Raw genomic sequence first — 26445 nt, forward strand, 5'->3', positions numbered from 1 at the left:
GCGCTGCTTCAGGAGTAGAGCGATGTTGCCACCGATTCCCCAGAGCCTGGTGCCCGTTACCGTCCAGCAGGACCCGGTCAAGCCGCGCCCGGAAATCGCCCCGGTGGCGCCACCTCCGCAGATAGACAAAGAGGCCTCGTTGAGCCTGGACCAGCAGGAAATCAGCGAGGAGGCGGTACTGCTCGCCCGGGAGGAGCAGCGCCGTCGCCATCGTCGTGAGCGGTCGGAGGAGGGCGCGGAGGAAGCGGAAGAAGAATCCGAGGAGCTCGTCGACGCCGAGTCGCCGCGACAGGGCCGCTGGGTCGATGTGCAGGTGTGAGATCGATGTTCGATAGCTTGCCCCTGCAGTTGCCGGACGCCACGCTCGACTATCACCGCGACTGGATCGCCCCCGAACTCGCCGATGACTGGCTACGAGGCTTGCTGGCCGAGGTCGCCTGGCAGCAGCCGCAGGTGCAGGTACATGGACGGCTGCACCCGGTGCCGCGCCTGCTCGCCTGGTATGGCGAGGCGGGCTACCGTTATTCCGCCCTGGAGCACCGACCGCAGCCGCCGGGCCCCGTCCTGGAAGCGATTCGCCAACGCGTGCAAGCGTTCACGGGCGCCCGGTTCAATGGCGTGCTGCTCAACCTCTATCGCGATGGTAGCGACTCGATGGGCTGGCACAGCGACGACGAGGCGGTCCTCGGGCCGCAGCCGCTAGTGGTTTCGCTGAGCCTGGGGCAGGTGCGACGCTTCGATCTGCGGCGCAAGGGCGGCAGTCGCATCGAGCATTCCCTGCCGCTCGAACACGGTTCGCTGCTGGTCATGTCCGGGCAGACCCAGCATCATTGGCAGCACCAGGTGGCGAAGACCCGCAAGCCTTGCGCCCCTCGCCTGAATCTGACTTTTCGCCGGCTGTATCCACGATGAGTGATGACAAGGTAATCGACTTTGCCGCCGAGCGCGGCAAGCGCATCCACGATCTGAACGACAAGCGCCTGGATGACATGCGCCAAGCCTTCGAGCAGGTTCTGCCGCTGGGCAAGAAGAAAAAGCCGCGCAAACCGAAGAAGCGCTGACCGTAGTCGGATCGTTCCCCGCACTCTTGCCAGCCTTGCAGGGCGCTCGCCCCCGTTTTCGTTGACTTGCGTCATTTCTCCGGACGCCGCGCCGGCACGGGCGTAGCGAACTTGATGCAAATCAATTTCCCCTTTTCTGTGTGTGGGTATCGTCTCTTCCATCAGATCACGAGCCCACCACAGCAGAGGCTTCCTATGTTCATCGACGAAGTCGTACTAGCCGGCATTCTAATCATCGGACTGACGCTCGCGTTTGGCGCTGGGGTCGGAATATTTATCTGGAAGGACGCCAAGAAAACCAAGCACAACTGATCCTTCCATCCAGAGCACGCAAGGCACTTAGGGCGACTTCGGTCGCCCATTTTTTTGTCCGCTGTTTCCCCCCCCTGCCGCTGTTCCTCCCTCATGCATTCCGCTGTTCCTTTGCGTTGCCAGCTACGCTGAGCCATGTGCGCTGCCAGGCGATCTACCGTCTCCCTGGTGGAACTGGAAAGGGGGTTGATTATATTAGTTAGCTAACTAATAATCTTGGCCTTCCCGAGCCCATTACCGCTCTTCATCCGAGGTCGAGATTCCCTGTGCGTGACACATTGACGGCTTTATTCATGCCGTCCCCCCTGGCGCTGCGCTTTGCCGTGAAGACCCTGCTCGGTGCCTTGCTGGCGCTGTGGGCGGCCCTGCGCTTCGACCTGGAACAGCCACAGTGGGCCATGATGACCGCCTTCATCGTTGCTCAGCCGCTGGCTGGCATGGTGGTGCAAAAAGGCCTGGCGCGCCTGCTCGGCACCCTTTGCGGCGGCATCGCCGCCGTGGCGCTGATGAGCGTTGCGGCGCAAGCGCCCTGGCTGTTTCTGCTGGTGCTGGCCGCCTGGCTGGCGCTGTGCATCGCCATCTCCACCCAATTGCGCAGCGCCTGGGCCTATTCCTTCGTTCTCGCCGGCTACACGGTGGTCATCATCGGCTTGCCGGCGATCTCGTCTCCCCTGGAAATCTTCGACCAGGCGGTGGCGCGCTGCACCGAGATCAGCCTCGGGATCGTTTGTGCCACCCTGTGCAGTGCTCTGCTGTGGCCGCAGCGGGTCGAGCAGCAATTGGCCGGGCAGGCCAGTGGCGCACTGCAGTCCGCATTGCAGGGAGCGGGCAGGGCGCTGTTGCAGACTCAGGTCTCCGCAGAGGGGCTGCTGGCCGGGTTGGGACGCATCGTCGCGGTGGATACGCAACGCGAACATGCCTGGTTCGAAGGCCATCGCGGGCGTCATCGTGCCCGCGCTCTGCAGGCGCTGACGCTGTCCATGCTGGGGCTGTCGCGGGTCTCGAGGAGTATCGCGCGCCTGTATCGCAGTCTTCCGGCCGAGCAGGCCTGGCATGTGGAACCCTGGCTGCGGGAGACCGCCGAACTCTTCGAAAGCGTGCCGAGCCGCGAGGGTCTGGAGCGTTTGCGCGAGCGTCTGGGGGGCTATCGCCAAGGTTTGCCGGCCGATGAGGAGCGGGATTGCCTGACTCGCCTGAGCGTCTTGCTGCTGCACGCCCAGGCCGCGTTGCGGGCGCTGCGGGGCGTCGAGTGTGGCGAGTGGTCTGCCGAGGGGAGCATGGCGCCGTTGGCCGGGCATCGCGATGGCTCCCTGGCGTTGCTCTACGGCATTCGTGGTGCGGCCGCGTTGCTGGCGGTAGCGTTGTTCTGGCTGGCGACCGGGTGGACCTATGCGGTCGGCGCGATGATTCTTGCCAGCGTGATCTGTGCGCTGTTCGCCAGCCGCGAGAATGCCGTGCAGATCGGCTTCAGCTTCCTGCGCGGGATTCTTGGCGCGATTCCCGTGGCATTCGTCGTCAGCCAGATGCTGCTGCCGCAGATTTCCACGTTCGAGATGCTCTGTCTGGCGTTGGGTGTGCCACTGTTCCTGGGGGCCCTGGGCATGGCCAAACCGTCCACGGCGGGCACCGCGACGTCCTTCTGCCTGCACTTCATCATCCTCGTGGCTCCGCCCAATCGTCCCAGTTACGACGCCGAATTCTTTCTCAACGAGGCCCTGGGGATGATCGTCGGCGTGGGTTGCGCCGTCCTGGCGTTTCGCCTGATCCACCTGCGTAGCCCGCGCTGGCACACGCGGCGCCTGTTGCGTGCCACGCTGGAGGACCTGGCGAGACTCACCGAGCGCGGTTTGGTGGGCGCAGAGGGTTGGTTCGGCGGGCGGATGAGCGATCGGCTGTTGCGCCTTGCCCGTCATCGTCCCCATCTGCCTGCGCACCTGCGCGACCGCTGGGACGATGGTCTGCTTGGCCTGGACCTGGGGGATGAGCTCCTGCACCTGCGGCTGTGTCTTGCACGTCTGGGCATGGATGGCGACCTGCAGGTGAAAGCGGCGTTGAAGCGTCTGGCGGATGCCTTGCGGCAAGGCCCCGGGCCGGGGCGCGAGGCCCCGTTGGAGCGTCCCTTGGCTGCACTGGACAGCCTGCTGGAAACCACGCCGTCCGGTGACGACCGTCAACTGGCGCACACCGCAGTACGGCAATTGAAACAGAGTTGGCGCCAGTGGTGCGCCGAACCGGAGGTGGCCCATGGGCCTGCGTGAATTGACCCTCGGCGGCGTTCTGGTCAGCCCGATGTTGTTGTTCGCGGTGCTGGCCCTGCCCTTGACGCTGTTGCTGCGCCTGGCGTTGCAGCGGACGCCCATGGCGGGATGGATTTGGCATGAGGCGCTGTTCGACTGCGCCCTTTACGTGTGTGTACTGGCGGCGCTGGTGGCGCTGCTGGGGAGAGTCTGAAAATGATGCGAAAGATCCTGCGTGTACTGACGACCCTGGTGCTCGTGGCGGTGGCCATGCTCGCCGGCTACTGGTTATGGCAGCACTACATGCTGTCGCCCTGGACCCGCGACGCGCGGGTGCGTGCCGACGTGGTGACGATGGCGCCTGACGTGTCGGGCTGGGTCGCCGACCTCGAGGTGCGCGACAACCAGCAAGTGAAGGCAGGCGACCTGCTCTTCGAAGTGGATCGCGCACGCTACGAAGCGGCGCTGGAGCAGGCCAAGGCGCTTGCCGATACCCGACGCCAGCAACTGCAATTGCGTGAGCACGAGGCCGAGCGCCGCCAGCGCCTAGGGACTCAGGCGATCAGCGAAGAGCTGCGCGACAACGCGCGAATCAATGCCGCCATTGCCAAGGCCGAACTGCGCCAGGCCGAGGCCGAGGTCCAGGTGGCGGAGCTCAACCTCGCACGTAGCGAAGTTCGCGCGCCTCGCGATGGGCAGATCACCAACCTGCGTCTGGCCCAGGGCAACTACGTGAATGCCGGCCAGCCGGTGATGGCGCTGGTCGCGAAAGGATCGTTCTACGTACAGGCGTATTTCGAGGAGACCAAGCTGCCGCGAGTCCAGGTCGGCGCGCCGGCGGACGTCTGGCTGATGAGTGGCGGCGAGCCATTGCACGGACATGTGGAGAGCCTGGCTACGGGGATCACCGACCGCAATGCGTCACCTGATGGACAACTGCTTGCCGATGTCGAGCCGACCTTCAACTGGGTGCGTCTGGCACAGCGCATTCCGGTGCGCATTCGCATCGATGCCTGGCCCACCGACCTGCATGTGGCGGCTGGCATGACGGCCAGCGTCCAGGTGCTCGAGACTGAACGCTAGCTGCACGGATGTGCTGCGACATAGCCGCGCGGAGGCTGTCTGGCTGGGGCCTGCAATCGCGTTGAAAGCCTTGCGTGGCGCGGTCTTTAGCCGTTTTTAGGCGCTCGGGAAGGGCGCCGGAGAAAATGTAAAGGGGGGAGACATCTGAAATAAAAAGAATTATTTGTCTACTTGAAAACGAGTCGCTTTAACGTTTCGGATCGATTCCAAGTAGGTTTCCATGCTCGTCCCATTCCTGATCATGTTGCGCGAAGGCGTCGAGGCTGCGCTGATCGTCGGCATCATCGCCAGCTATCTCAAACAGACCGCCCGTGGCGAATGGATGCCGTTAATCTGGATCGGCGTCATGCTGGCGGCCGCGTTGTCGCTGTTCGTCGGCGCCGCTCTCGAATTGCTCAGCGCCGAGTTCCCGCAGCGCCAGCAGGAGGCCTTCGAAGCGGTCGTCGGATTGGTCGCCGTGGGGGTGCTGACTTCCATGGTGTTCTGGATGCGCAAGGTGGCCGGCTCGCTGCGCCGCGAAGTGGCCAGCTCCATCGAAAATGCCTTGCGTACCCCGCGCAGCGCCGCCATCGCCTTGCTCGGCATGGTCTTCTTCGCCGTTGCCCGGGAAGGGCTGGAAACGGTGTTCTTCCTGCTCGCGGTGTTCCAGCAGAGCAGCAGCGCGCTGGCGCCCTTGGGCGCCTTGCTCGGCCTGCTCGCGGCGGTGGCGATCGGCTACGGCATCTACAGCGGCGGCATGCGCCTGAATCTCGGCCGCTTCTTCCGCTGGACCGGTGTGTTCATCCTGCTGGTCGCGGCCGGGGTACTGGCCAACGCGGTGCAGGCGCTGCACGAGGCCGGGGCGTGGAATCACCTGCAGCAGGTGCTCTTCGACCTGGCGCCGGTGCTGCCGCTGGACAGCCCGGCCGGCGCCATGCTCAACGGCATGTTCGGCTACCAGGAGGCGCCGACGCTGAGCGTGGCGCTGGTCTATCTCGGCTACCTGCTGGTGGCGCTGTTCTTCTTCTTCCGGCCGCACGCGGGCAGCGCCACGCTGCCTGTGGCCAGCCAGGCCAACGGCTAAGGCGCCCGCACGATGTCGTCCGCTACTCCCTCCCGTGGCTGGGTTCGCCTGGCCCTGATCCTCTCCGCCGCCTTGCTGCTTTGCGCCCTGGGCACCTTCTACTACGCCTCGCGCTCGATGCAGGTGCGCAACCACGCTGAGGCCGGGCAGGTCAGCGTGACCATCCAGGCCCACGCCTGCGAGCCCAACGCGCTGAGCTTGCCGGCCGGCCAGGCCAGCTTCCGGATCGTCAATGCCTCCCGCCGCGCGGTGGAGTGGGAAATTCTCGATGGCGTGATGGTGGTCGCCGAGCGCGAGAACATCGCCCCCGGTCTGAGCGAGGTGATCAACGTCCAGCTCGATCCGGGCGACTACGTGATCACCTGTGGCCTGCTGAGCAATCCCCGCGGCAGCCTCACGGTGACGCCCACCGCCGCGTCCGAGCGTGCCGCTGCGGCACCGCCACAACTGCGTGAGTTTCTCGGCCCGCTGTCCGAGGTGCGCGTGGACCTCAGCCGCCAGTTGCGCAGCCTCGATCAGCAGTTGGATGCGCTACGCCAAGCGCTGGCGGCCCATGACCTGCCGCGTGCCCAGGCCGCCTACCGCGAGGCCCACGCCAGCTACCACCGCCTGCTGCCGCTGGCGCAATACGTGGCCGAGCTGGACAACCGCCTGAACGCGCCGGCCGCCTACTACGAGCAACGTGAGCAGGACCCCGCGTTCACCGGCTTTCATCGCATCGAGTACGGCCTCTTCGAGCAGCACAGCAGCGACGGTCTGGGGGCGGTGCTCGATGGGCTACAAGCCGATGCCAAGCGCCTGCGCCAGCAACTGCTGGCACTCAAGGTCTCTCCCGAGCAGTTGCTGAACGGCGCTGGGCGCCTGCTGCGGCAATTGGCCGAGCGTGCCGACGGCAGCACCGCACCCTATGCCCATGACGAGCTGCGCAGCTTCGACGCCGATCAGGCCGCGGTGGCACGCATCCTCGATCTGCTGCGTCCGGTGCTGGAGCACTCCTACGCGGCGGCCGTGCAGGCGGTGGACGGCGCGCGCAGCGTCTTCACCCAGGCGTTGCAGGCCGCGAGCGGCGGCGACCCCCAACGCAGCTACGCGCAGGTCTCGACCGAGCAGCGCGCGGCGCTGGCCCAGGCAGCACGGCGCTACGGCGCGGCGCTCACGGCGCTGGCCCAGGCGCTGCCCGGCGGCACGTCTCAGTAAACCCTCGACAGGGAAGGTATCCAATGAAACCAACCGACAGTGAACCCGCTTTCTCCGGCGACCGCCGACGCCTGCTCCTCGGCCTGGGCGCCGCTGGCGCAGCGGCGGCAGGGAGTGCCCTGTTCCCCGCGACGGCGTCCGCGCATAGCGCCAGCGGCGTCACCCAGGCGCCGCGCAGCGAACATACTGGCGAGTCGCATCCGTTCTACGGCCCGCACCAGCAGGGTATCGTCACCCCGCGACCGGCCGCCGGCATGCTGGTCGCTTTCGACGTGCTGGCCACTGACCAGGCCGGTCTGGAGCGTTTGTTCCGCACCCTAACGCAGCGCATCGCCTTTCTCACCCAGGGCGGCGCCATCGAACAGATCGATCCCAAGTTTCCGCCGCCGGATTCGGGCATTCTCGGCCCGCAGGTGACGCCGGACAACCTCACCGTGACCCTCGCCCTGGGCGATTCGCTGTTCGACGAGCGCTTCGGCCTCGCCACGCTCAAGCCCAGGCATTTGCAACGCATGGTGGGGTTTCCCAATGACGGCCTGAAGGCGGACTACTGCCATGGCGACCTGACCCTGCAGTTCTGCGCCAATACCCCGGACACCAATATCCACGCCCTGCGCGACATCGTGAAGAACCTGCCGGACCTGCTGCTGGTGCGCTGGAAGCAGGAAGGCTCGGTGCCGGTGATGCCGGTGCGCCCTGGCGAGCCGCCGGAGAGCGCGCGCAATTTCCTCGGCTTTCGCGACGGCTCGGGCAATCCGGATTCGGCCGATGCCGCCGAGATGCAGCGGGTGGTGTGGGTCAAACCGAGCGACGACGAGCCGCAATGGGCGCTCGGCGGCTCCTATCAGGCGGTACGCCTGATCCGCAACTACGTCGAGCGCTGGGACCGCACGCCGATGCAGGAGCAGGAGCGCACCTTCGGCCGCCGCAAGTACAGCGGCGCGCCCATGGATGGCACGCAGGAGGCCGACGTACCCGACTACGGCCGCGATCCCCACGGCAAGGTGACCCGCCTGGACTCGCACATCCGCCTGGCCAATCCGCGCACCGCCGAAGCACGCGAGCACCTGATCCTGCGGCGGCCGTTCAACTACTCCAATGGCGTGGCCAGTAACGGCCAACTGGACATGGGGCTGTTGTTCATCGCCTACCAGGCGAATCTGCAGAAGGGCTTCATCCACGTGCAGAACCAGCTCAACGGCGAGCCGCTGGAGGAGTACCTCAAGCCTTTCGGCGGTGGTTATTTCTTCGTTCTACCGGGTGCCAAGGGGCCCGAGGACTACCTGGGCCGCTCGTTGCTGGACGCGGCGCGCGCCGTCTGATCCCTCCCATTTCAAAGGAACCAACGCATGCAAAAGCTCCCCCTCGCCGTTGCCTTTGGGCTCCTCCTGGGTAACCAGGCCGCCCATGCCGCCAGTGCCTCCCTGGACCTGGTGACGCCGATCTCCGACTACAAGATCTACGTGCTCGACCACCTCGACCAGTTGAGCCGCGAGACCCGCGAATTCACCGAGGCGGTGAAGCAGGGCGACGTGGCTCGTGCCAAGGCACTCTACGCCCCGACCCGCGTGAACTACGAGTCGATCGAGCCGATCGCCGAGCTGTTCAGTGATCTGGACGCGTCCATCGACTCCCGCGAGGACGACCACGAGAAGGGCGTGAAATCCGAGGACTTCACCGGTTTCCACCGCATCGAGTACGGCCTCTTCGAGAAGAACTCCACCGTCGGCCTGGGCGACCTGGCGGACAAGCTGATGAGTGACGTCGAGGACCTACAGAGCCGCGTGGACGGCCTGACCTTCCCGCCGGAGACCGTCGTCGGCGGCGCCGCGGCGCTGATGGAAGAGGTGGCCGCGACCAAGGTCAGCGGCGAGGAGGATCGCTACAGCCACACCGACCTGTATGACTTCCAGGGCAACGTGGACGGCGCCAAGGAAATCGTCGAGCTGTTCCGTCCGCAGTTGCAGAAGAGCAACGCGGCCTTCGTCGCCAAGGTGGAGAAGAACTTCGCCACCGTCGACGGCATCCTGGCCAAGTACAAGACCCAGGACGGCGGCTTCGTCACCTACGACAAGGTCAGCGAGAATGACCGCAAGGCGCTGGTCGGCCCGGTCAATACCCTGGCCGAGGATCTGTCCGACATGCGCGGTATGCTCGGCCTGAACTAGTTCCAGCCGTACGGGAAGCGGGGCGCCTTGGCGCCCCGTTGTCGTTTTCCGCTCAGAAGCGCTCGATGCGTGCCGGCGTGCGGCGCATCAGCAGCTTGCCATGGCGGATCGAGGCGGTCGCGTGGCCCTGGCTGCGCAGCATCTCGTAGTCGCTGTCGGCGGAGAGGATCAGCAGATTCGCCGGGCGGCCGGCCTCGATGCCGTAGTTCTCACCCAGGCTCAACGTGCGCGCGCTGTTGTCGGTGATGAAGTCCAGGCAACGGCGCAGGTCCTCGTAGCCGAGCATGTGGCAGATGTGCAGACCAGCATCGAGGATGCGCAGGATGTTGCCGTTGCCCAGCGGATACCAGGGATCGACGATGGAATCCTGCGCCAGGCAGACGTTCATCCCGGCACGATCCAGCTCCGCCACGCGGGTCAGGCCGCGGCGTTTGGGGAAGGTATCGAAGCGACCCTGCAGATGGATGCTCTCGGTGGGGCAGGAGATGAAGTTGATCTTCGACGCCTTGAGCAGGCGGAACAGCTTGGAGCAGTAGGCATTGTCGTATGAGCCCATCGCCGTGGTGTGGCTGGCGGTGACGCGCTCGCCCATGCCGCGCACGCGGGCTTCCTCGGCGAGCACTTCGAGAAAGCGCGAGTGCGGGTCGTCGGTCTCGTCGCAATGCACGTCGACCAGCAGCTCGCGGCGTTCGGCCAGGTCCATGAGGAACTTGATCGAGGACACGCCCTGGTCACGGGTGTTTTCGAAGTGAGGAATGCCCCCGATCACGTCGGCGCCCAGCGCCGCGGCTTCCTCCATCAGTTGGCGGCCCTTGGGATAGGACTCGATGCCCTCCTGGGGAAAGGCGACGATCTGCAGGTCGATCAGATGGCGGGATTCCTCGCGCACCTCGACCATCGCCTTGAGCGCGGCCAGGGTCGGGTCGGTGACGTCGACGTGGGTGCGCACATGCTGCACGCCGTGGGCGACGAGCATGTCGATGGTCTTCTTCGCCCGCGTCTTGCTGTCCTCGTGGGTGACCAGCGCCTTGCGCTCGGCCCAGCGCTCGATGCCCTCGAACAGCGTGCCGCTCATGTTCCAGGCCGGCTCGCCGGCGGTCAGCGTGGCGTCCAGGTGGATGTGCGGCTCGATGAAAGGCGGCACCACCAGATTGCCGGCGGCGTTCAGGTCGCTGGCCTCGGCGACGACCTCGCCGGGTTGCTCCTGCACGGCGGCGATGCGCTCGCCGTCCAGTTCGATGCGGTAGAGGCCATCCTTCTTGCGCAGGCGGGCGTTGACGATGTTCATGGCAGATTCCTCGTGTTGCGCGGCGGCGAAAGCCGCCAGATCTGCAGCGCCACGGCGATGTTCAGGCGCTGATGCGGGTCGTCGAAGGCGCAACCGGTGAGCGCCTCGATACGTTGCAGTCGGTAACTCAGGGTATTTCTATGCACGCCCAGGCGCTGTGCGGCCAGGGCGAGGTTGGCGTTCTCGTGGAACCAGGCTTCCAGGGTCGGCATCAGCACCGGTTCATGGCGCGAGTCGTCGCCGATCAGTGGGCCGAGCACCTTGTCGACGAAGCGGTCGAGCAGGGTGCGGTCGCGGATCGCGCCGAGCAGTTCCAGCACGCCCAGTTCGTTGAAGCAGCACAGCCCCAGGCGCTCCGGGAAGGACTGCGCGGCGACCAATGCCTGGCGCGCCTCGCCCAGGCCCTGGGCATAGTGCGCCGGGGTGTGCCCGGCGGCGCTCAGACCCAGGTACAGGCGCAGTGGGCCGAGCGCGCCGTTGAGCTCGTCGAGCAAGGTGGCCATCAATTGACGGTTGGCCTGTTCGCCGGCGCTGGCCGGCAGCAGGGCGATCCAGTGCTCGCCCTGGCAGACCGGCGGCAGCGCGTCGCCGAGTTCGCCGAGCAACTGCTCCAGGCGCCGTTGCAGCAGCGTGCGGCAGGCCTGCAGGCGTTGTTCGGCGTCCTCGGCGGCACTGGCGAACAATTGCTCGCTGTCCTCCAGCTTGAACAGCGCCACCTGGCGCGGCACGGCCAGTGGCAGGCGCAGGCCCTGGGCGCGCTGCAGCAGCAGGTCCAGCGACTGGTAGTCACCGTCGAGCAACTGTTCCAGCACGTGCTGGCGCGAGCGGCCGAGCATCTGCTCCTGCACCAGCGCCGTACCGATGGCCTGGGTCACCACCACCATCTTCAATTGGTAGGGCTGCTCCAGCAGCGGCACGCCGAGGCGCTCGGCCTCGTCGACCACCGCCGGGGGGATGCGCTGGATGAATTCCTCGCCGGTGAGGATGACCATGCCGGCCACCACCCGCTCGTGACCTTCGCGCACCAGGCGCAGCAGGTTGGCCTCGTTGCGGGGGTGGTTGATGCCGGTGACGAAGATCAGCTCGCCGCCCATCACCCAATCGGCGATGCCCTCGTTCTCGGCGACATAGGGCCAGCGCACCGGGTTCTCCAGGCCCTGGGCGCCTGCGCGCAGAGCCATGCTCTGCAGGCCGGGTAGGGCGAGGACGTCGGCGACCGTGAGGCTCATCAGCGGCGATCCTGGCGCAGGTAGGCGATGCCGAGGGCGGCGGGCTCCGCGGCGCGGCGACTCGGCGAGCAGCTACAGGCGATCAGCACGCCGATGGTCAGCGCGTAGGGCAGCATGCCGACCAGGTAGACCGGAGCGTCCAGGCCGATGGCCTGCAGGCGCGGCAGCAGGGCGTCGATGGCGCCGAAGAGGAAGGCGCCGAGCAGTGCCCGCAGCGGGTCCCAGCGGGCGAAGATCACCAGGGCGAGGGCGATCCAGCCGCGTCCGGCCACCATGTTCTCCACCCAGACATTGCTCGCCACCAGCGACAGATAGGCGCCGCCCAGTCCCGCCAGGGCGCCGCAGAGCGTCACCCCGAGCATCTGCTGCCATTGCACGTGGATGCCGGCGACGTCGGCGGTGGCCGGGTCCTCGCCGACCGCACGCAGGCGCAGCCCGAAGCGACTGCGCGCCAACAGCCAGGCGCTGGCCAGCACCAGCAGCAGCGACAGGTAGCTCAGCGGGTCCTGGGTGAAGAGCATCTCGCCCAGCAGCGGCAGCTTCGCCAGGGCGCCCGCCGGTAGCGCATCGATGCCCTCGAAGGTGCGATGCACGTAGCCGCGCCCGACCACCCCGGCGATGCCGACGCCGATGGCCATGGTCGCAAGCCCGGCGAGTATCTGCTCGCTGCGCAGCAGCACCACCGCCACGCCGAAGCCCAGCGCGAGCAGCGCACCCGCCGCGATGCCGGCCAGTGCGCCCAACCAGGGCTCGCCGCTGACGAGGGTGACCGCCGCGGCAGACATCGCGCCCATCGCCAGGTAGCCCTCGACACCGAGGCTGACGACCCCGGCACGCTCACTGAAGATCAGTCCGACGCAGGCCAGCAGCAGCGGGATGGCGGAACTCGGTACGCTGCCCAGCCAATGGCCGAGGAAGTCGAGGCTCATGCGTGGGCCTCCCGGGCGCCGAGGTTGCGTACCTCGAGGCGGTATTCGGCGAAGAAGCGGGTAATCAGCAAGCTCATCAGCAGTACGCCCTGGAGCAGGACCACCACGGCATCGGACAGTCCATAGAAGAGTTTGAGGGTGCCGCCGGCGTTGTAGAGGCCGCCCAGGGCGATTGCCACCGGAATGCACCAGAGCGCGGAAAAACGCGCGATGAAGGCGACCACGATGGCGCTGAAGGTCATGTTCCAGCCGATATTCTGCGTCAGCCGGTACTCGGTGCCGCTGACGATCAGACCGCCGGCGAGTCCGGCCACCGCGCCGGAGAGCAGCACCATCGCGGCCAGCGTGGCGCCCACCGGAATCCCCAATGCACGCGCCGCCGTCGGGTTGGCGCCGATGGCGGCGGCGTTGAATCCCAGGCGGCTGCGCTCGCAGCCGATGGCGCCGAGCAGTGCGACCGCCAGCGCGATGAACAGGCCGCTGTGCAGATTGCCGAAGCCCAGCAGCGCCAGGCGGTCGCCCTGGGGGAATTGCACGGACACCGGGAAGCTGTTCGCCGGGTCTCGCCAGGCGCCGAACAGCAGGTGCTGCAGGAGCAGGTAGGCGATGTTCGACAGCAGCAGCGTGAGCACCAGCTCGCTGACCTGCAGGCGCAGACGCACCAGCAGTGGCAAGGCGATCCAGAGGGCGCCGAACAGTGCCGCGACCAGCAACATCAGCGGCAGGCGCAAGCCGTCCGGGCCGATGCCGTTGATGGAAATAAAGCCGGCACCGATCGCGCCGAGCCAGATCTGGCCCTCGATGCCGATGTTCCAGAAACGCACGCGCATCGCCAGGGCCGAGGCCAGTCCGGCGAGGATCAGCGGCACGCTCAGGGTCAGCGTCTGCGCCAAACCCATCTCGCGCAGGAACACCTGCACCACCAGGTCGTCGAGCAGGGCGCCGGTGGGCACGCCGCAGGCCATCAGCAGCAGGGTGCCGACGGCGATGCCCAGCACCAGGCCGCCGGCGAAGGTGAGGGCGCTGCGCGCCAGCGAAGGCTGCAGGCGCCGCTGCAGGGAAAACTGGTAATCGGGAAGACGCATGGATTCTCCGTGTCAGGCGTGGCCGAGCATCAGCGCACCGACGTGCTGGGCCGAGGCGTCGCCGGCGCATTCGCCGACGATGCGTCCGGCGCTCATCACCGCGATGCGGTCGGCCAGGGCGAGGATTTCTTCGAGGTCCTCGCTGATCAGCAGGCAGGCGGCGCCCTGCGCGGTCGCCTCGCGTATCGCCTGATGCACCATGGCGCAGGCGCGCACGTCGAGGCCACGGGTCGGCGAGTGGGCGACCAGCAGGCGCACACCCGTGTCCAGTTCGCGGGCCAGCAGGACCTTCTGCGCATTGCCGCCGGAGAGCAGGCTGGTGCGCAGGTTCGGGCTGGCGCCGGCGATCTCGTGGCGGGCGATGGCGGCTTGCGCCTCGCTGCGCATGCGCGTGCGGTTCAGCCACAGGCGTCGATAGGCGCCCTGGCGCACGCGGCTCATGGCGAGGTTGTCGGCGACCGACAGGGTGCCGATCAGGCCGCTGGCCATGCGGTCGGCGGGGATGATGCGCAAGCCCAGGTCACGGCGTTGGGCGATGCTCAGGTGCGCCGCCTCCGCGCCATCGATGGCCAGGCTGCCGGCACGGATCGGCGCCAGGCCGAGCAGGCCGTCGGCGAGTTGCTGCTGGCCGTTGCCGCCCACGCCGGCGATGCCGAGGACTTCCCCGGCGCGGACTCGCAGGCTGAGCTGGTCGATGCCGATGCCGCCATCCGGACGGTCCACGCACAGGCCGCTGACCACCAGCAGGTCGCTGCCCTGGGGGCGCAGGTGGGAGGTCTGGCGCTGGCTGGCTACCGGCTGCTCGCCGACCATCAGGCGGGCGATGGCGTCCTGGGTGAGGTCCGTGGTCGGTAGGTCGCGGGCGACCGTGCGGCCCTGGCGCATCACCGTCACCCGATGGCTGTGGCCGATGACTTCACGCAGCTTGTGGGTGATCAGGATGACGCTCAGGCCGTTGTCGGCCATGCGCCGGATCGCCGCCAGCATCGCCTCGGCCTCGCGGTCGGTGAGCACCGCGGTGGGTTCGTCGAGCACCAGCAGGCGGGTGCCCAGTGCCAGCACCTTGCAGATCTCCGCACGTTGGCGTTCAGCGACCGACAGGTCGCTGATGCGCGCCAGCGGGTCGAGCGTCAGACCGATGCTGGACGCGGCGCGTTGCAACGCCTCGGTCGCCTGGGCGAGGTGGCGCAGCCCCGTTCGCTTGTCGGCGGCGAGCAGCAGGTTCTCCGCCACGCTGAAGCGCTCCACCAGGCGAAAGTGCTGGTGCACCATGCCGATGCCCAGCGCGCTGGCATCGGCCGGGGCACGAATCCGCCGCGTCTCGCCGGCGAAACGCAGGGTGCCGGCATCGGCGCTGTAGACGCCGGTGAGGATGTTCATCAGGGTGGACTTTCCGGCGCCGTTCTCGCCCAGCAGTGCGTGAATTTCCCCCTCGGCAACCTGCAGGCCGGCACCTTCGAGCACCAGGCGGTCGCCGAAGCGCTTGGCGATGCCGTCCAGTTCGAGCAGAGGGGGGCGCATCACTTGGCGTTCCCCGTTACCCCTTGCACCAGGTATTCCATGTTCCACAGGGCGCTGTCGTCCAGTTGCGCGCCAGCGGCCAGCAGCGGCTCGCCGTCCTGATCGGCGAGCGGCCCGGTGAAGGGCGAGAACTGGCCATCGATCATCGCCTGGCGGGCCTTGGCAATCTGCTCGCGGGCGGCTTCAGGCACCTTGTCGGAGAGCGGCGTGATATCCACCACACCTTCGGCGAGGCCGGGGAAGGCGCCATATTCCGAGGGTTTCCAGGAGCCGTCGACGATGCTGCGGATGGTCGGTACGAGGTACTTGTCCCAGTGGAATACGACGGAGGTGAGGTGGCCGTTGGGCGCCAGCTTGCTCATGTCCAGCTGAAAGCCCACCGAGGCCTTGCCGGCCTTTTCCGCGGCGCTGAAGGGCGCGGCGGAGGACAGGTTGTTGGCGATCACGTCGGCGTTCTGTTCGAGGATCGATTTCGCCGCCTGACCTTCCTTGGCCGGGTCCCACCAGGAGTTGGTGTACAGCGCGATGGTCTTGATCGACGGGTCGACGCTCTGCGCGCCAAGGGCGAAGCCGTTGATGTCCCAGTTCACCACGGAGACCGGGAAGCCGCCGAGGATGCCCACCACCTTGTGCGGCGCCACCGAGCCGGCGGCGATGCCGGCCAGGTACCAGGCTTGGTAGGTGCGCGCGTAGAAGCTCTCCAGGTTGGCCGCGTTGGTGGTGCCGGAGGCGGCCAGGAAGGCGACGTTGGGGTATTTCTTCGCGGCCTCCAATACCCCGTCGGAGTAGCCGTAGGAGGTGGTGACGATGATGTTGACGCCGCGCTGCACGTAGAGGTCGATGGCGTTCTTCAGCGCGCTGGCTTCCTCGGGGATGCTTTCCGCGCTGACCACCGGATAGCCCAGTTCGTCGGCGACGATCTGGCGGGCGTTGTCGATGGATTCGTTCCAGCCGCCGTCACGGGCACTGGCGGCGTAGATGAAGGCGATTTTCGGCGAGCCCTGCAGCTCGAAGGCTGCGGCGACGCTCGCCTGCATCAGCAGGGCGAGGCCGCCGAGGGTGGCGAGGGGAAGACTCAGGCGACGCAAGGTTGACGAGATCATGGCGATTCCTGGAAGACTCAGCCGGCTTCTTGCTGGCGATGGACGTAGGTGTGGTCGAAACGCGAGCGGATGTATTCGCCGGCTTCGATGGCGGGATAGCGAGGCGGCCAGGCGGGGTTCTGGCAACTGGGCAGGACCTCTATCAGGCTGCGCGAATCCGGCCCGAAGAAGAACGGGATGGAATAGCGCTGACGCCCGGAGGTGTTGATCGCGCGGTGCAGCGTCGAGGCGAAGTAGTCATTGGTCCAGCGCGCCATCAGGTCGCCGACGTTGACGATGAAGCAGCCGGGCAGCGGCGGCGCCTGGATCCATTCTCCGGCACTGTTGAGCACCTGTAGCGCGGCGACGTCGTCGGTGCAGAGCATGGTGAAGCACTCGTAGTCCGAGTGCGGGCCGATGCCGATCTGCGCTTCGTCGATCACGCCTTCCTGGCTGGGATAGGCGAGCACCCGCATGTGCGCCATGGGTTTGTGCAGGTAATCCTCGAAGAAGTCCTCGCGCAGCTCCAGAGCCAATGCGAAGGCGCGGAAGATGTGCCGGCCGAAGTCGAGCAGGGCCTGCTGGTAGGCCAGCAGCGCGTCCTGGAAGCCGGGCAGGTCCTGCGGCCACTGGTTGGGGCCGTAGCCGAACACGCCGGCGCGCACGTCCGGGTCGTCCACGCCGAGCTCCAGCGCCAGGTCGAAGCCCTCGTGCAGGTCGCCGGCGTTGTCCTCGTGGGTGTTCTCACCCAGCATCGGCGTGTAGCCGCGCATGTTCGGGGATTTGGCGATGTCCACCGCCTTCTTGCGTTCCAGCGGCAGATCGAAAAAGCGCTTGGCCGCCGCGAAAGTGGCATCGATCGTCGCCTGCGGCACGGCATGCCCTTTGGCGTAGAAAAAGCCCACTTCGGTACAGGCCTTGCGTACCGCCTCGCCGACCTGGCGCCGCGCCTCGGCGTCGTCGCCGTACATCGCCGAGAAGTCGATCAGCGGAATCTCGTCGAAGGGCGCCTGACGCGCCTGCAAGCCGCTGGGCTTGAAGTTGCGCGGGCCATTGCCGGTCTTGATGGTGTCTTGCATCGTCTTCTCCCGCCTCAGGCCTGGGGCGCCGTCGCGCCACGGGAAACGCGCAGCAGGCTGTGCAGCACCACGTAGGCCGCGGCGGCAACGAGGATGCCGACGATGGGGGCGACCCAGGGCGAGTTGTAGGCGCACACGGCACCGATGAAGTAGGCGCCCAGCCCTACGGCGTTGAACTTGGGCAACTGCGTCTGGGCCAGTTTCGGGTAGCGGCCGCGGTGGCCCCACACGAAGTCGGCGATGATCACGCCGCCGATCGGCGGGATGATCGAGCCCAGCAGGATCAGGAAGGGGATCAGTGCGTCGTACATGCCGCCGATGGCCAGAACCGTGCCGATGGCGGCGCCGACCAGGGTGACGGTCTTGCGCTTGTCGGTGCGCAGCAGGTTGCAGCCGGCGGCGGCGAAGTTGTAGATGGTGTTGTCCTGGGTGGTCCACAGGTTGAGGAAGAGCATCACCACCGCGGCCATCGACAGGCCTTGCAGCACCAGCACCTCGACCACGTCGGGTTGCTGGTAGACGATCGCGCCGTAGGCGCCGGTGATGATCATCAAACCGTTGCCGAGGAAGAAGCCGAACAGGCTGGAGAGCACAGCGACCTTGCCGCTCTTGGCGAAGCGCGTCCAGTTGGTGGCCTGGGTGGCGCCACTGACGAAGGTGCCGAAGATCATGGTGATGGCCATGTTCAGGCCCATGCTCTCCTTGGGCTCGACGGCGAACAGCGCGTCCAGGCCGCCGACGTCACGGGTGGCGATCCACAGCGAGGCGATCAGCAGCAGGCACATCGCCGGCACGGCCACGCGGGAGAGCAGGTCCAGGCCGCGGTAGCCGACGAACGCGGTGAGGCAGAAACCGAAGCCGAACAACACCATCAGTGGCAGGGTCAGCGATTCGCTCAGGCCGAGCAGCTTGACCAGCACCAGGGCCATGGTCGCGGTGCCCCAGGCGTACCAGCCGATCTGGGTGAAGCCCAGCAGCACGTCGGAGAGCTTGCTGCCCACCTCGCCGAAGCAGAAGCGCCCCATCAGCACCGAGTTCAGCCCGCTGCGGCAGGCGATCAGGCCGAGTGCCGCGGCGTAGAGGCCCAGCAGCAGGTTGCCGAGGATCGCCGCCCAGAGCAGCGTCTTGAAGTCGAAGGCCATGCCGATCTTGCCGCCGGCGAACATGGTGGCGGTGAAGAAGGTAAAGCCGAACAGCAGGATCGAAGTGGACAATAGCCCCTTGCGCGCGCCGGCAGGCACCTCGCTCAGGGGAAAGTCGCTATCGGGTTGTTGGCTCATGTCGGAAGGCTCCCCGTGCCGGTTTGGATTGAGGTTCTGCGCATAGCAGCAGGCGTGCCAGCGGACGGTGTCCGGACACTTTGGTGAGCGGTGTCAGGGGGTGTTGTGCAGTTTGCACAATTAAAGGGGCGTCGGGCGGAGATTATGCGGGAAGGCTTTGTGAGAAGTGAATGAAACTGGTGCGAGGATAGGGTGCCCGCACCAGTTTCGTGCCGATCAGCCGACCTGGATCGGCGGCAGCTCCGGCAGCGTCAGGGTTTGCGCCTCGCTCGGCGCCATGACTTCGGCTTCGCCGTCGACCACCAGCTTGTTGGCCTGGTTGTAGACGCGGGTGGCGATTCGTACGCGGTTCTTCGGCAGTTTCTCCAGCACCTCGAGCTCCACGCGCAACTGGTCGCCGAGCTTCACCGGGCGGGTGAATTTCAGGCTCTGCCCCAGGTAGATGCTGCCCGGTCCCGGCAGGTGGCAGGCGATGGCGGCGCTGATCAGCGCGCCGGTGAGCATGCCGTGGGCGATGCATGCCTTGAACTGGGTAGTGGCGGCGTACTCGGCATCCAGGTGCACCGGGTTGCGGTCGCCGGAAAGTGCGGCGAACAGCTGAACGTCGCGCGTCTCCACGGTCTTTTCGTAATGGGCCTGCTGGCCTACCTGCAACTGTTCGTAGGCAATGCTGCTGACCTGGGTCATGCGGTCTCCTTGTCTTGCGAGGGGCTGGCCGACAGGCGTGCCTGCAGCCAGTCGAGGATGTCCTGGGTGACCTCGTCGCGATGCAGCTCGTTGAGCAGTTCGTGGCGCGCACCGGGATAGACGATTAGCTGGACGTCGCGGCCGCCAGCGCGGCGCAGCGCGGTGGCCAGATCCTGAAGACGCCGGCCAGCGCTCACCGGGTCACGCTCTCCGCCGATCACCAACAGCGGCAGGCAGGGGTCGATTTGCCGCAACTGCGCGACCGGGGTGATCTGCTGCAGCCCGCGCATCAGGTCCAGCCACAGGCCGTTGGTGCAGCGAAAGCCGCACAACGGGTCGGCGATATAGGCATCCACCTCGGCGTCGTCCCGGCTGAGCCAGTCGAAGCGCGTGCGGTTGGGGCGGAAGTCCTTGTTGAAGCTGCCGAAGGACAGCCACTCGATCAACGCGCTGCGCCCCGTCGGACCCTGGCGCCAGCTCTCGAACCGCGCGACCCATTCGGCGGCTCGGTACAACCCGGTCGGCTGGTAGTTGGAGCCGGAAAGAATGGCGCCGGCCAGCGCCGGGCGACGCATCAGCCAGGCGCTGACGATGTAGCTGCCGAGGCTGTGGCCAAGGACGATCACCGGCGTCTCCGGGTGCTGGCGCTGCAGATGGGCGAGCAACCCATCCAGGTCGTCCTGCACCCGCCGCCAACCATCGTGCTCGGCGAATTGGCCGCGAATGCCGTGCTGGGCGCTTTGGCCGTGGCCGCGCAGGTCTGGCGCGTAGACGCCGATCTCGCGTTGCGTGGCCGCCTCGGCGAAGCGCGCGTAGCGGCCACTGTGCTCGGCCATGCCATGCACGATCAGCAGCAGCGCGCGCGGCGGTCCGTCGGGCAGCCACTGGTTGAGGTGCAGGGGTGTGGAGTCGGGACTGGTGAACCAGTTGCTGGCATGACGCATCGGGCGCTCCCCGGGGTGGATGCGCGCATTCTAGCCCAGGGTGGCAGTGGCAGGGTCTTGTGACCGCTTCCTGTTCGTTGGTCATTTTTACGACTGGTGAGGCAGTTTCGGCTCTGTCGCTGTACTGGCAAAGCTGCTAATCTCGACGCGTTCGATTGCCCTCCAAAGGGCCCAACAGTCCGTGCCAGACAGGGTCTGTTGCATACAACAACTAGCCGCCATGTCGCGGCCCGACAGCTGTCGCTTAGGAGTGGGTTTTCCATGAACGATAACTTCTGGACGGGTAAGTACCCGGCGGACGTGCCCGCCGAAATCGATGCCGATCTGTACCCGAGCATCCAAGCAGTATTGAAAGAATCCTGCCAGCGCTTCGCCGACCGACCAGCCTTCAGCAACCTCGGCAAGACCATCACCTACGGCGAGCTCTATGAGCTGTCCGGGTATTTCGCTGCCTACCTGCAAAACCACACGGACCTGCAGCCGGGCGACCGCATCGCGGTGCAGATGCCCAACGTGCTGCAGTACCCTGTGGCCGTGTTCGGTGCCATGCGCGCCGGGCTGATCGTGGTGAACACCAACCCGCTGTACACCGCACGCGAGCTCGAACACCAGTTCAAGGATTCCGGCGCCAAGGCGCTGGTATGCCTGGCGAACATGGCGCACCTGGCCGAACAGGTGTTGCCGCGTACCGGCGTACGCGAAGTCATCGTCACCGAAGTCGGCGACATGCTGCCGACCTTCAAGCGCCTGCTGGTCAATGCCGTGGTACGCCACGTGAAGAAGATGGTACCGCCCTACAAACTCCCGCAGGCGGTGCGCTTCAATGACGCCTTGGCCAAAGGCAAGAGCCGCGCCCTGCGCGAGAGCCAGCCACAGGGTGGCGATGTCGCGGTGTTGCAGTACACCGGCGGCACCACGGGGGTGGCCAAGGGTGCGATGCTTACCCACCGCAATATCATCGCCAACATGTTGCAGTGCAAGGCGCTGATGGGCGTGAAGTTCGATCCGGGTCGGGAAACCGTGATCGCCCCGCTGCCGCTGTACCACATCTACGCCTTCACCTTTCATTGCATGGTGATGATGCTGGTGGGTGGCCATAACGTGCTGATCACCAACCCGCGCGACCTGCCGTCGATGATCAAGGACCTGGGCAAGTATCGCTTCAGCGCCTTCGTCGGTCTCAACACGCTGTTCGTCGCCCTGTGCAACAACGACGAGTTCCGCAAGCTGGACTTTTCCGCGCTCAAGGCCACGTTCTCGGGAGGCATGGCGCTGCAACTGGCCGCCGCCGAACGCTGGAAGGAAGTCACCGGCTGCGGCATCTGCGAAGGCTACGGCATGACCGAGACCTCGCCGGTGGCGACGGTCAACCCGATCGAGAACATCCAGGTCGGCACCATCGGCATCCCGGTGCCCTCGACCCTGTGCAAGATCATCGACGAAGAGGGCCGCGAGCTGGCCCTGGGTGAGATTGGCGAGCTGTGCGTCAAAGGCCCGCAGGTGATGAAGGGCTACTGGGAGCGCGCCGACGCCACCGCCGAGATCCTCGACGACGAGGGCTGGCTGAAAACCGGTGACATTGCGCTGATCCAGGAAGATGGCTACCTGCGCATCGTCGACCGTAAGAAGGACATGATCCTGGTCTCCGGCTTCAACGTGTACCCCAACGAGCTGGAAGACGTCCTGGCGACCCTGCCCGGAGTGCTGCAGTGCGCCGCCATCGGTGTACCGGACGAGAAGTCCGGTGAGGCGATCAAGCTCTTCGTGGTGGTCAAGCCCGGCGCCAGCGTCACCAAGGAGCAGGTGATGCAGCACATGCACGACAACGTCACCGGCTACAAGCGGCCCAAGTCCGTCGAGTTCCGCGACAGCCTGCCGACCACCAACGTCGGCAAGATCCTGCGTCGCGAACTGCGTGACGAAGAGCTGAAGAAGCTCGGCAAGAAGTAACCCTCCCGGCGCCCCGCTCCTGGGGCGCCGTTGCTCCGCCTGTTGAAACTCCCGTGATGGGGACGAGTCGACTTTTCTGAGTCGGCGGCATAGCCCGTCTTGTGGAGATTTCCGGTGTCCGCTGATCCTCTTTCCTTGCAACAGACCTTGCAGGCCTGGTCCTGGCCTGCATCCCCTGATGAACTCGCGCAGCGCCTTCGGCTATTGGTCGAAGAGTCGCTGGCGGAACTGCCATTACCGGGAGGCGGCGATACCCTCGGACGCTGGCGCTCTCTGGCAACGGTGGCCGGACACGATCTCAGTCTGCTGAAGCTGTTCGAGGCGCACGCGGATGCCCAGGCCATCAACCAGGAGTTGACCGGCGAGCCGCTGGGGCCGGGGTGCTGGGGCGTGTGGGCTGCGGAACCGCCGCAGGCCCGCCTGGAGCTGCGCCGCGAGGGCTCGGAATGGCGCCTGTTCGGCCGCAAGGCCTGGTGCTCGGGCGCAGCGCTGCTGGACGGCGCGCTGGTTAGCGGTTGGGACGAGCAGGGCGCGGCCCGCATGGTGGCGGTGTACTTGGATCAGCCTGGCGTCGAGGTCACGGGACAGGGTTGGTGTGCGGTCGGTATGGCCGCCAGTGCCAGTGTCGAAGTGCTGTTCGATGGCGCCAGGGCCCACAGCGTCGGTGAGGCCGGCGCTTATCTCGATCGCCCGGGCTTCTGGCAGGGCGCCATCGGCATCGCCGCTGCCTGGTACGGCGCCGCCGTTGCCCTGGCCGAGGCGCTGCGTGCGCACTGCCATTCGCGCAGCGAGTCCCACGCGCTGGCTCACCTGGGCCGCGTGGATGCCGCATTGGCCGCCGCCGCCGCGCAGTTGCGCGAGGCTGCGGCCTGGATCGACGCCCACCCGCAGGCTGATGCGCGCCTGCTCGCCCTGCGCAGTCGGGCGCTGGTCGAGTCGAGCGTCGATACCGTACAGCGTCATGTCGGTCGCGCGCTGGGCGCGGCGCCATTCTGCCGGGATGCGCGATTCGCTCGCCTGGCCGCCGACCTGCCGGTATTCCTGCGGCAGAGCCATGCCGAGCGCGATCTGCAGCACCTGGGGGAGACCCTGCTGGGGGAGGACGCGGAATGGCATCTGTAGGCGACCGGGTCATCCACGGGGAGGGCACCTCAGTGGAGGCATGGCGGGGTTGGCCAGGGCTTGCGCAACTGCCCACCTTTTCGCTGGATGCCTTGCCGCCTGGCGTGCGGGTGGTCGTCGTGGCACCGCACCCGGACGACGAAATCATCGGCTGTGGCGGGTTGATGCGCCGGCTGGCGCAGCGTGCGGTGCCGGTATCGCTGGTGGCGTTGACCGATGGCGATGGCAGTCATCCTGATTCCAGCCAGTGGCCGGTCGCTCGGTTGTTGCAGACGCGCCCTCTGGAAAGCCTGGCCGCTGCGGCGCGGCTCGAGGTGAGCTACGCGCAAGTGAACCGCCTGGGCTTTGCCGATGGCGGCTTGAGCGATGCCGAGGAGTCCGTCGCCGGTGCCCTGGGGGCGCTGTTGCGGCCGGGGGACTGGGTGTTCTGCACCTGGGAATGCGACGGCCACCCCGATCACGAAGCCGCGGGCCGCGCCTGCCGTCGCGCCTGCGAAGGTAGCGGCGCTCGTTTCCATGGCGTGCCGGTTTGGACCTGGCACTGGGCCTCCCCGGCGGATACGCGGGTCCCGTGGACCCGCGTCCGTCGCCTGGACTTGGACGCGCAGACGCTCGCCGCCAAGCGTGCAGCGCTGCAGTGTTTCCACAGCCAGTTGCAAACCGATCCCTCCACTGGCGCGGCGCCAATCCTGCCCGCCCAGGCCCTCGAACGTGTCCTGCAACCCTGGGAGCTTTACCTGGTATGAGCCTGCCGATGAGCTATTTCGACACCCTCTACGCCGCTGCCGAAGACCCTTGGGACTACCGTCGCCGTTGGTACGAGGCCCGCAAGCGCGCACTGACCCTGGCCGCCCTGCCGCATCCGCGCTATGCCCGCGCTTTCGAGCCCGGCTGCGCCATTGGCGAATTGAGCGCGGGGTTGGCCGAGCGATGCGATCGGCTGTTGATCAGTGACGGCTGCGCTGCCGCCGTCGCTCAGGCGCGCCAGCGTTTCTCCGGGAATTCCCGTGTCCAGGTGGAGCAGCGGGTGCTGCCTGAGCAATGGCCCGAATCCCGCTTCGACCTCTTGGTGTTCAGCGAATGGGGGTACTACCTCGACGGGGACGGCCTTGCACGCTTGGTGGCGCGCATGCGCGAGTCGCTGGAGGAGGGTGGCGTCCTGCTTGCCTGTCACTGGCGCCATCCCATCGACGGTTGCATGCTCGACGGTGACGCGGTGCATCGTCTGCTCGATGCGCATCTGGAGCTTCCGCGCCTGTCCAGCCATCGCGAGGATGATTTCCTGCTGGAAGTCTGGGGCGCGGGCGGTGAGTCGGTGGCCCAGCGCGAGGGCCTCCTATGATCGGCGTGGTGATTCCGGCGCATAACGAAGAGGCGTTGCTGTCGGCCTGTCTGGCTTCGGTGTTCGAGGCTTCCAGGCATGCCGGATTACGGGGCGAGGCGGTCAGCGTGGCGGTGGTTCTGGACGCCTGCGAGGACGCCAGCCGCCGCGTGGCGGAAACCTACCCGGTGACGATCCTGGAGAGCGATGCACGCAACGTCGGCATTGCCCGCGCCCTGGGGGCCGACTGGCTGATCGCCCAGGGCGCCCGCTGGCTGGCGAGTACCGACGCCGATACCCGGGTGGCCGGCGACTGGCTGTCGCGGCAATTGGCCTACGGCAGCGATGCGGTCTGCGGGGTGGTCGAGGTCGAGGACTGGAGCGAGCACGGCAGCGCGGTACGCAGCCGTTACTGCAGTCTCTACCAGGACCGCGAAGGCCACGCCCACATACACGGCGCCAATCTCGGCGTTGCCGTCCCGGCCTACCTCGCTGCGGGCGGCTTCCCGCCGTTGGCCTGCGACGAGGACGTGCAACTGGTGCAACGTCTGCAGGCCCAGAGCGCTCGCATCGTATGGAGCCGGGAGGTTCGCGTGTGTACCAGTGCCCGCCTGGAGTGTCGCGCGCGGGGCGGCTTCGGGGATTTCTTGCGGGGGTTGGCGGGGCTCACGGCATAAGGGGCGAACCCCGAAGGGTGGCCGAAGCGAAGCCTGTCCGTCGTAGCCCGGCTCGTTAGGTGCGAGCGAGCCATTTTCCCGTCGCTACCGACGATAGACAACGGCATTAGTCGGCCTCCATCCCCCGAAACGTCTGCCGGTAGGCGCTCGGTGAAACGCCCAAAGCCTTGGCGAAGTGCTGGCGCAGGGAGACGACCGAGCCGAAGCCGGACAGGTCGGCGACCGTTTCCACGGGCTGTCGCGTGGTCTCCAGCAGGCGCTGGCTCAGGGCCAGGCGCTGCGTTAGGAGCCAGTGGCTGACCGTGGTGCCGGTGAGCTGGCGGAAGCGGCGGGTGAAGGTGCGGCGGCTCATCAGGGCTTTTTCCGCCAGCCCGTCCAGATCGTGGGGGCGCTGCAGGTTGGCCCTGACCCAATCGAGCAATTCGGCCAGGCGATCTCCACCGGGGTTGGCCGGCAGCGGTTGTTCGATGAACTGTGCCTGGCCCCCCTGGCGATGGGGCGCCACCACCAGCCTCCGGGCGACCCGATTGGCTACCTCGGCGCCCCAGTCCTGGCGCAGCAGATGCAGGCAGCAGTCCAGTGCGGCGGCGGTTCCGGCCGAGGTGAGCAGCCTTCCATCATCCAGATAGAGCGCGTCGGCGTTGACCTTCACCGCAGGATAACGGCGGCTGAAGTCGTCGACCCAGGCCCAGTGGGTGGTGGCCTGGCGGCCGTCGAGCAGACCGGCCTCAGCCAGCACGTAGGCGCCCAGGCACAGGCCGATCACGCGTGCGCCGCGGGCGTGGGCCGCCACCAGCGCATCGAGCAGTGCCTGGGGCGGGCGTTCCAGGGTGTCGCGCCAACTCGGCACGATCACGCTGTCCGCGTGTTCCAGCGCTTCCAGACCCGCGTTCACGGCAATTTCAAAACCCGCCGTGGTCCTTAGCGGAGCGGAATCCGCCGCGCAGACGCACACCTCGTACGCGTGTTCAGTCGGGGCGAGATCGCCGAAGACCAGGCAGGGCACGGAGAGATGGAACGGACTGATCTGGTCGAAGGCGACCACGGCGATGCGGCGGGTGGGCATGAAGAGCGCTCGTCAGAATTTGGCCCGATTCTATCGTCATATGTCATTCGGGCCGCTCACTTCT

Annotated in this window: 27 protein-coding genes; 16 read left to right on the forward strand and 11 right to left on the reverse strand. The window is 66.8% G+C overall.

Annotation, left to right across the window (positions count from 1 at the left end):
* Window positions 1-22: 22 nt before the first annotated feature.
* The 11 genes from ACYRGX_RS10685 (at window position 23) to efeO (ACYRGX_RS10735) (ending at window position 9121) form a co-directional block, all read left to right on the forward strand.
* Entirely contained in the window at window positions 23-319 is a 297-nt protein-coding gene (locus tag ACYRGX_RS10685; RefSeq protein WP_473056537.1) for an aspartate-semialdehyde dehydrogenase, read from the forward strand.
* Between the two features lie 5 nt (window positions 320-324).
* Window positions 325-912, forward strand: a complete 588-nt coding sequence (locus ACYRGX_RS10690; RefSeq protein ID WP_473056538.1) for an alpha-ketoglutarate-dependent dioxygenase AlkB family protein — start codon at window positions 325-327, stop codon at window positions 910-912.
* The gene (locus ACYRGX_RS10695; protein ID WP_473056539.1) at window positions 909-1061 is read left to right on the forward strand and encodes a hypothetical protein; all 153 of its coding nucleotides are present in this window, start codon (window positions 909-911) and stop codon (window positions 1059-1061) included. Before ACYRGX_RS10690 ends, ACYRGX_RS10695 begins: the two co-directional genes overlap by 4 nt.
* 195 nt (window positions 1062-1256) lie before the next feature.
* Window positions 1257-1373, forward strand: a complete 117-nt coding sequence (gene ccoM, locus ACYRGX_RS10700; protein ID WP_473056540.1) for a cytochrome c oxidase subunit CcoM — start codon at window positions 1257-1259, stop codon at window positions 1371-1373.
* A 266-nt stretch (window positions 1374-1639) separates the two neighbouring features.
* Window positions 1640-3631: an FUSC family protein gene (locus ACYRGX_RS10705; protein ID WP_473056541.1), complete on the forward strand. Its 1992-nt coding sequence runs from the start codon at window positions 1640-1642 to the stop codon at window positions 3629-3631.
* Window positions 3618-3824 (forward strand): DUF1656 domain-containing protein, encoded by a 207-nt coding sequence (locus ACYRGX_RS10710; RefSeq protein ID WP_473056542.1) that lies wholly within the window; start codon window positions 3618-3620, stop codon window positions 3822-3824. The genes ACYRGX_RS10705 and ACYRGX_RS10710 overlap by 14 nt, the downstream gene beginning before the upstream one ends.
* Window positions 3825-3829: 5 nt before the next feature.
* Window positions 3830-4693 carry an efflux RND transporter periplasmic adaptor subunit gene (locus tag ACYRGX_RS10715; RefSeq protein WP_473056670.1) on the forward strand — a complete coding sequence of 288 codons (864 nt, stop codon included), beginning with the start codon at window positions 3830-3832 and terminating at the stop codon, window positions 4691-4693.
* A gap of 220 nt (window positions 4694-4913) precedes the next feature.
* On the forward strand, window positions 4914-5756 hold the full coding sequence (gene efeU, locus ACYRGX_RS10720) for an iron uptake transporter permease EfeU (RefSeq protein WP_473056543.1): 843 nt from the start codon (window positions 4914-4916) through the stop codon (window positions 5754-5756).
* 12 nt (window positions 5757-5768) lie between these two features.
* Complete coding sequence (gene efeO / locus ACYRGX_RS10725; RefSeq protein ID WP_473056544.1) at window positions 5769-6953, forward strand: iron uptake system protein EfeO; 1185 nt, start codon at window positions 5769-5771, stop codon at window positions 6951-6953.
* A gap of 23 nt (window positions 6954-6976) precedes the next feature.
* A complete protein-coding gene (gene efeB, locus ACYRGX_RS10730; protein WP_473056545.1) occupies window positions 6977-8275 on the forward strand; it encodes an iron uptake transporter deferrochelatase/peroxidase subunit in 1299 nt (432 codons plus the stop codon).
* Window positions 8276-8302: 27 nt separating this feature from the next.
* Window positions 8303-9121 (forward strand): iron uptake system protein EfeO, encoded by an 819-nt coding sequence (efeO, locus tag ACYRGX_RS10735; RefSeq protein ID WP_473056546.1) that lies wholly within the window; start codon window positions 8303-8305, stop codon window positions 9119-9121.
* 52 nt (window positions 9122-9173) lie between these two features.
* Here the strand turns inward: efeO (ACYRGX_RS10735) and codA are convergent, their stop codons facing one another.
* From codA to ACYRGX_RS10785, 10 genes are all read right to left on the reverse strand, one after another.
* The gene (gene codA / locus ACYRGX_RS10740; RefSeq protein ID WP_473056547.1) at window positions 9174-10409 is read right to left on the reverse strand and encodes a cytosine deaminase; all 1236 of its coding nucleotides are present in this window, start codon (window positions 10407-10409) and stop codon (window positions 9174-9176) included.
* The gene (locus tag ACYRGX_RS10745; protein WP_473056548.1) at window positions 10406-11638 is read right to left on the reverse strand and encodes a PucR family transcriptional regulator; all 1233 of its coding nucleotides are present in this window, start codon (window positions 11636-11638) and stop codon (window positions 10406-10408) included. The genes codA and ACYRGX_RS10745 overlap by 4 nt, the downstream gene beginning before the upstream one ends.
* Complete coding sequence (locus ACYRGX_RS10750; RefSeq protein WP_473056549.1) at window positions 11638-12567, reverse strand: ABC transporter permease; 930 nt, start codon at window positions 12565-12567, stop codon at window positions 11638-11640. Before ACYRGX_RS10750 ends, ACYRGX_RS10745 begins: the two co-directional genes overlap by 1 nt.
* Window positions 12564-13652, reverse strand: coding sequence for an ABC transporter permease (locus tag ACYRGX_RS10755; RefSeq protein ID WP_473056550.1), 1089 nt, complete (start codon window positions 13650-13652; stop codon window positions 12564-12566). The genes ACYRGX_RS10750 and ACYRGX_RS10755 overlap by 4 nt, the downstream gene beginning before the upstream one ends.
* Window positions 13653-13664: 12 nt before the next feature.
* Window positions 13665-15173: an ABC transporter ATP-binding protein gene (locus ACYRGX_RS10760; protein ID WP_473056671.1), complete on the reverse strand. Its 1509-nt coding sequence runs from the start codon at window positions 15171-15173 to the stop codon at window positions 13665-13667.
* Window positions 15173-16276 carry a BMP family ABC transporter substrate-binding protein gene (locus ACYRGX_RS10765; RefSeq protein ID WP_473056551.1) on the reverse strand — a complete coding sequence of 368 codons (1104 nt, stop codon included), beginning with the start codon at window positions 16274-16276 and terminating at the stop codon, window positions 15173-15175. Before ACYRGX_RS10765 ends, ACYRGX_RS10760 begins: the two co-directional genes overlap by 1 nt.
* Window positions 16277-16293: 17 nt before the next feature.
* A complete protein-coding gene (locus ACYRGX_RS10770; protein WP_473056552.1) occupies window positions 16294-17334 on the reverse strand; it encodes an isopenicillin N synthase family dioxygenase in 1041 nt (346 codons plus the stop codon).
* Between the two features lie 14 nt (window positions 17335-17348).
* The gene (gene codB, locus ACYRGX_RS10775; protein ID WP_473056553.1) at window positions 17349-18614 is read right to left on the reverse strand and encodes a cytosine permease; all 1266 of its coding nucleotides are present in this window, start codon (window positions 18612-18614) and stop codon (window positions 17349-17351) included.
* A gap of 216 nt (window positions 18615-18830) precedes the next feature.
* Window positions 18831-19301, reverse strand: a complete 471-nt coding sequence (locus ACYRGX_RS10780; protein ID WP_473056554.1) for a MaoC family dehydratase — start codon at window positions 19299-19301, stop codon at window positions 18831-18833.
* The gene (locus ACYRGX_RS10785; RefSeq protein ID WP_473056555.1) at window positions 19298-20245 is read right to left on the reverse strand and encodes a lysophospholipase; all 948 of its coding nucleotides are present in this window, start codon (window positions 20243-20245) and stop codon (window positions 19298-19300) included. Before ACYRGX_RS10785 ends, ACYRGX_RS10780 begins: the two co-directional genes overlap by 4 nt.
* A 261-nt stretch (window positions 20246-20506) precedes the next feature.
* Here ACYRGX_RS10785 and fadD1 point away from each other — a divergent pair, with 261 nt between their 5' ends.
* The 5 genes from fadD1 (at window position 20507) to ACYRGX_RS10810 (ending at window position 25315) form a co-directional block, all read left to right on the forward strand.
* The gene (gene fadD1 / locus ACYRGX_RS10790; protein ID WP_473056556.1) at window positions 20507-22195 is read left to right on the forward strand and encodes a long-chain-fatty-acid--CoA ligase FadD1; all 1689 of its coding nucleotides are present in this window, start codon (window positions 20507-20509) and stop codon (window positions 22193-22195) included.
* Between the two features lie 114 nt (window positions 22196-22309).
* Window positions 22310-23317 carry an acyl-CoA dehydrogenase gene (locus ACYRGX_RS10795; protein WP_473056557.1) on the forward strand — a complete coding sequence of 336 codons (1008 nt, stop codon included), beginning with the start codon at window positions 22310-22312 and terminating at the stop codon, window positions 23315-23317.
* Window positions 23305-24063, forward strand: coding sequence for a PIG-L deacetylase family protein (locus tag ACYRGX_RS10800; RefSeq protein WP_473056558.1), 759 nt, complete (start codon window positions 23305-23307; stop codon window positions 24061-24063). The genes ACYRGX_RS10795 and ACYRGX_RS10800 overlap by 13 nt, the downstream gene beginning before the upstream one ends.
* The gene (locus ACYRGX_RS10805; RefSeq protein WP_473056559.1) at window positions 24060-24659 is read left to right on the forward strand and encodes an SAM-dependent methyltransferase; all 600 of its coding nucleotides are present in this window, start codon (window positions 24060-24062) and stop codon (window positions 24657-24659) included. Before ACYRGX_RS10800 ends, ACYRGX_RS10805 begins: the two co-directional genes overlap by 4 nt.
* A complete protein-coding gene (locus ACYRGX_RS10810) occupies window positions 24656-25315 on the forward strand; it encodes a glycosyltransferase family 2 protein (RefSeq protein WP_473056560.1) in 660 nt (219 codons plus the stop codon). The genes ACYRGX_RS10805 and ACYRGX_RS10810 overlap by 4 nt, the downstream gene beginning before the upstream one ends.
* Window positions 25316-25421: 106 nt before the next feature.
* On the opposite strand, the gene ACYRGX_RS10815 is transcribed toward ACYRGX_RS10810, so the two are convergent.
* Entirely contained in the window at window positions 25422-26381 is a 960-nt protein-coding gene (locus tag ACYRGX_RS10815) for a helix-turn-helix domain-containing protein (protein ID WP_473056561.1), read from the reverse strand.
* Between the last annotated feature and the right edge of the window lie 64 nt (window positions 26382-26445).

It is taken from the genome of Pseudomonas sp. R4-15 (assembly GCF_055768815.1).

Bases quoted from the DNA above. Each gene is read 5' to 3' on its own strand.
- efeB (WP_473056545.1), top strand. From the start codon at position 6,977: ATGAAACCAACCGACAGTGAACCCGCTTTCTCCGGCGACCGCCGACGC.
- ACYRGX_RS10715 (WP_473056670.1), top strand. From the start codon at position 3,830: ATGCGAAAGATCCTGCGTGTACTGACGACCCTGGTGCTCGTGGCGGTG.
- codB (WP_473056553.1), bottom strand. From the start codon at position 18,614: ATGAGCCAACAACCCGATAGCGACTTTCCCCTGAGCGAGGTGCCTGCC.
- efeO (WP_473056546.1), top strand. From the start codon at position 8,303: ATGCAAAAGCTCCCCCTCGCCGTTGCCTTTGGGCTCCTCCTGGGTAAC.
- ACYRGX_RS10710 (WP_473056542.1), top strand. From the start codon at position 3,618: ATGGGCCTGCGTGAATTGACCCTCGGCGGCGTTCTGGTCAGCCCGATG.
- ACYRGX_RS10780 (WP_473056554.1), bottom strand. From the start codon at position 19,301: ATGACCCAGGTCAGCAGCATTGCCTACGAACAGTTGCAGGTAGGCCAG.
- ACYRGX_RS10765 (WP_473056551.1), bottom strand. From the start codon at position 16,276: ATGATCTCGTCAACCTTGCGTCGCCTGAGTCTTCCCCTCGCCACCCTC.
- ACYRGX_RS10745 (WP_473056548.1), bottom strand. From the start codon at position 11,638: ATGAGCCTCACGGTCGCCGACGTCCTCGCCCTACCCGGCCTGCAGAGC.
- ACYRGX_RS10800 (WP_473056558.1), top strand. From the start codon at position 23,305: ATGGCATCTGTAGGCGACCGGGTCATCCACGGGGAGGGCACCTCAGTG.
- fadD1 (WP_473056556.1), top strand. From the start codon at position 20,507: ATGAACGATAACTTCTGGACGGGTAAGTACCCGGCGGACGTGCCCGCC.
- efeU (WP_473056543.1), top strand. From the start codon at position 4,914: ATGCTCGTCCCATTCCTGATCATGTTGCGCGAAGGCGTCGAGGCTGCG.
- ACYRGX_RS10815 (WP_473056561.1), bottom strand. From the start codon at position 26,381: ATGCCCACCCGCCGCATCGCCGTGGTCGCCTTCGACCAGATCAGTCCG.
- codA (WP_473056547.1), bottom strand. From the start codon at position 10,409: ATGAACATCGTCAACGCCCGCCTGCGCAAGAAGGATGGCCTCTACCGC.
- ACYRGX_RS10690 (WP_473056538.1), top strand. From the start codon at position 325: ATGTTCGATAGCTTGCCCCTGCAGTTGCCGGACGCCACGCTCGACTAT.
- efeO (WP_473056544.1), top strand. From the start codon at position 5,769: ATGTCGTCCGCTACTCCCTCCCGTGGCTGGGTTCGCCTGGCCCTGATC.
- ccoM (WP_473056540.1), top strand. From the start codon at position 1,257: ATGTTCATCGACGAAGTCGTACTAGCCGGCATTCTAATCATCGGACTG.
- ACYRGX_RS10810 (WP_473056560.1), top strand. From the start codon at position 24,656: ATGATCGGCGTGGTGATTCCGGCGCATAACGAAGAGGCGTTGCTGTCG.
- ACYRGX_RS10805 (WP_473056559.1), top strand. From the start codon at position 24,060: ATGAGCCTGCCGATGAGCTATTTCGACACCCTCTACGCCGCTGCCGAA.
- ACYRGX_RS10770 (WP_473056552.1), bottom strand. From the start codon at position 17,334: ATGCAAGACACCATCAAGACCGGCAATGGCCCGCGCAACTTCAAGCCC.
- ACYRGX_RS10750 (WP_473056549.1), bottom strand. From the start codon at position 12,567: ATGAGCCTCGACTTCCTCGGCCATTGGCTGGGCAGCGTACCGAGTTCC.
- ACYRGX_RS10695 (WP_473056539.1), top strand. From the start codon at position 909: ATGAGTGATGACAAGGTAATCGACTTTGCCGCCGAGCGCGGCAAGCGC.
- ACYRGX_RS10760 (WP_473056671.1), bottom strand. From the start codon at position 15,173: ATGCGCCCCCCTCTGCTCGAACTGGACGGCATCGCCAAGCGCTTCGGC.
- ACYRGX_RS10785 (WP_473056555.1), bottom strand. From the start codon at position 20,245: ATGCGTCATGCCAGCAACTGGTTCACCAGTCCCGACTCCACACCCCTG.
- ACYRGX_RS10685 (WP_473056537.1), top strand. From the start codon at position 23: ATGTTGCCACCGATTCCCCAGAGCCTGGTGCCCGTTACCGTCCAGCAG.
- ACYRGX_RS10755 (WP_473056550.1), bottom strand. From the start codon at position 13,652: ATGCGTCTTCCCGATTACCAGTTTTCCCTGCAGCGGCGCCTGCAGCCT.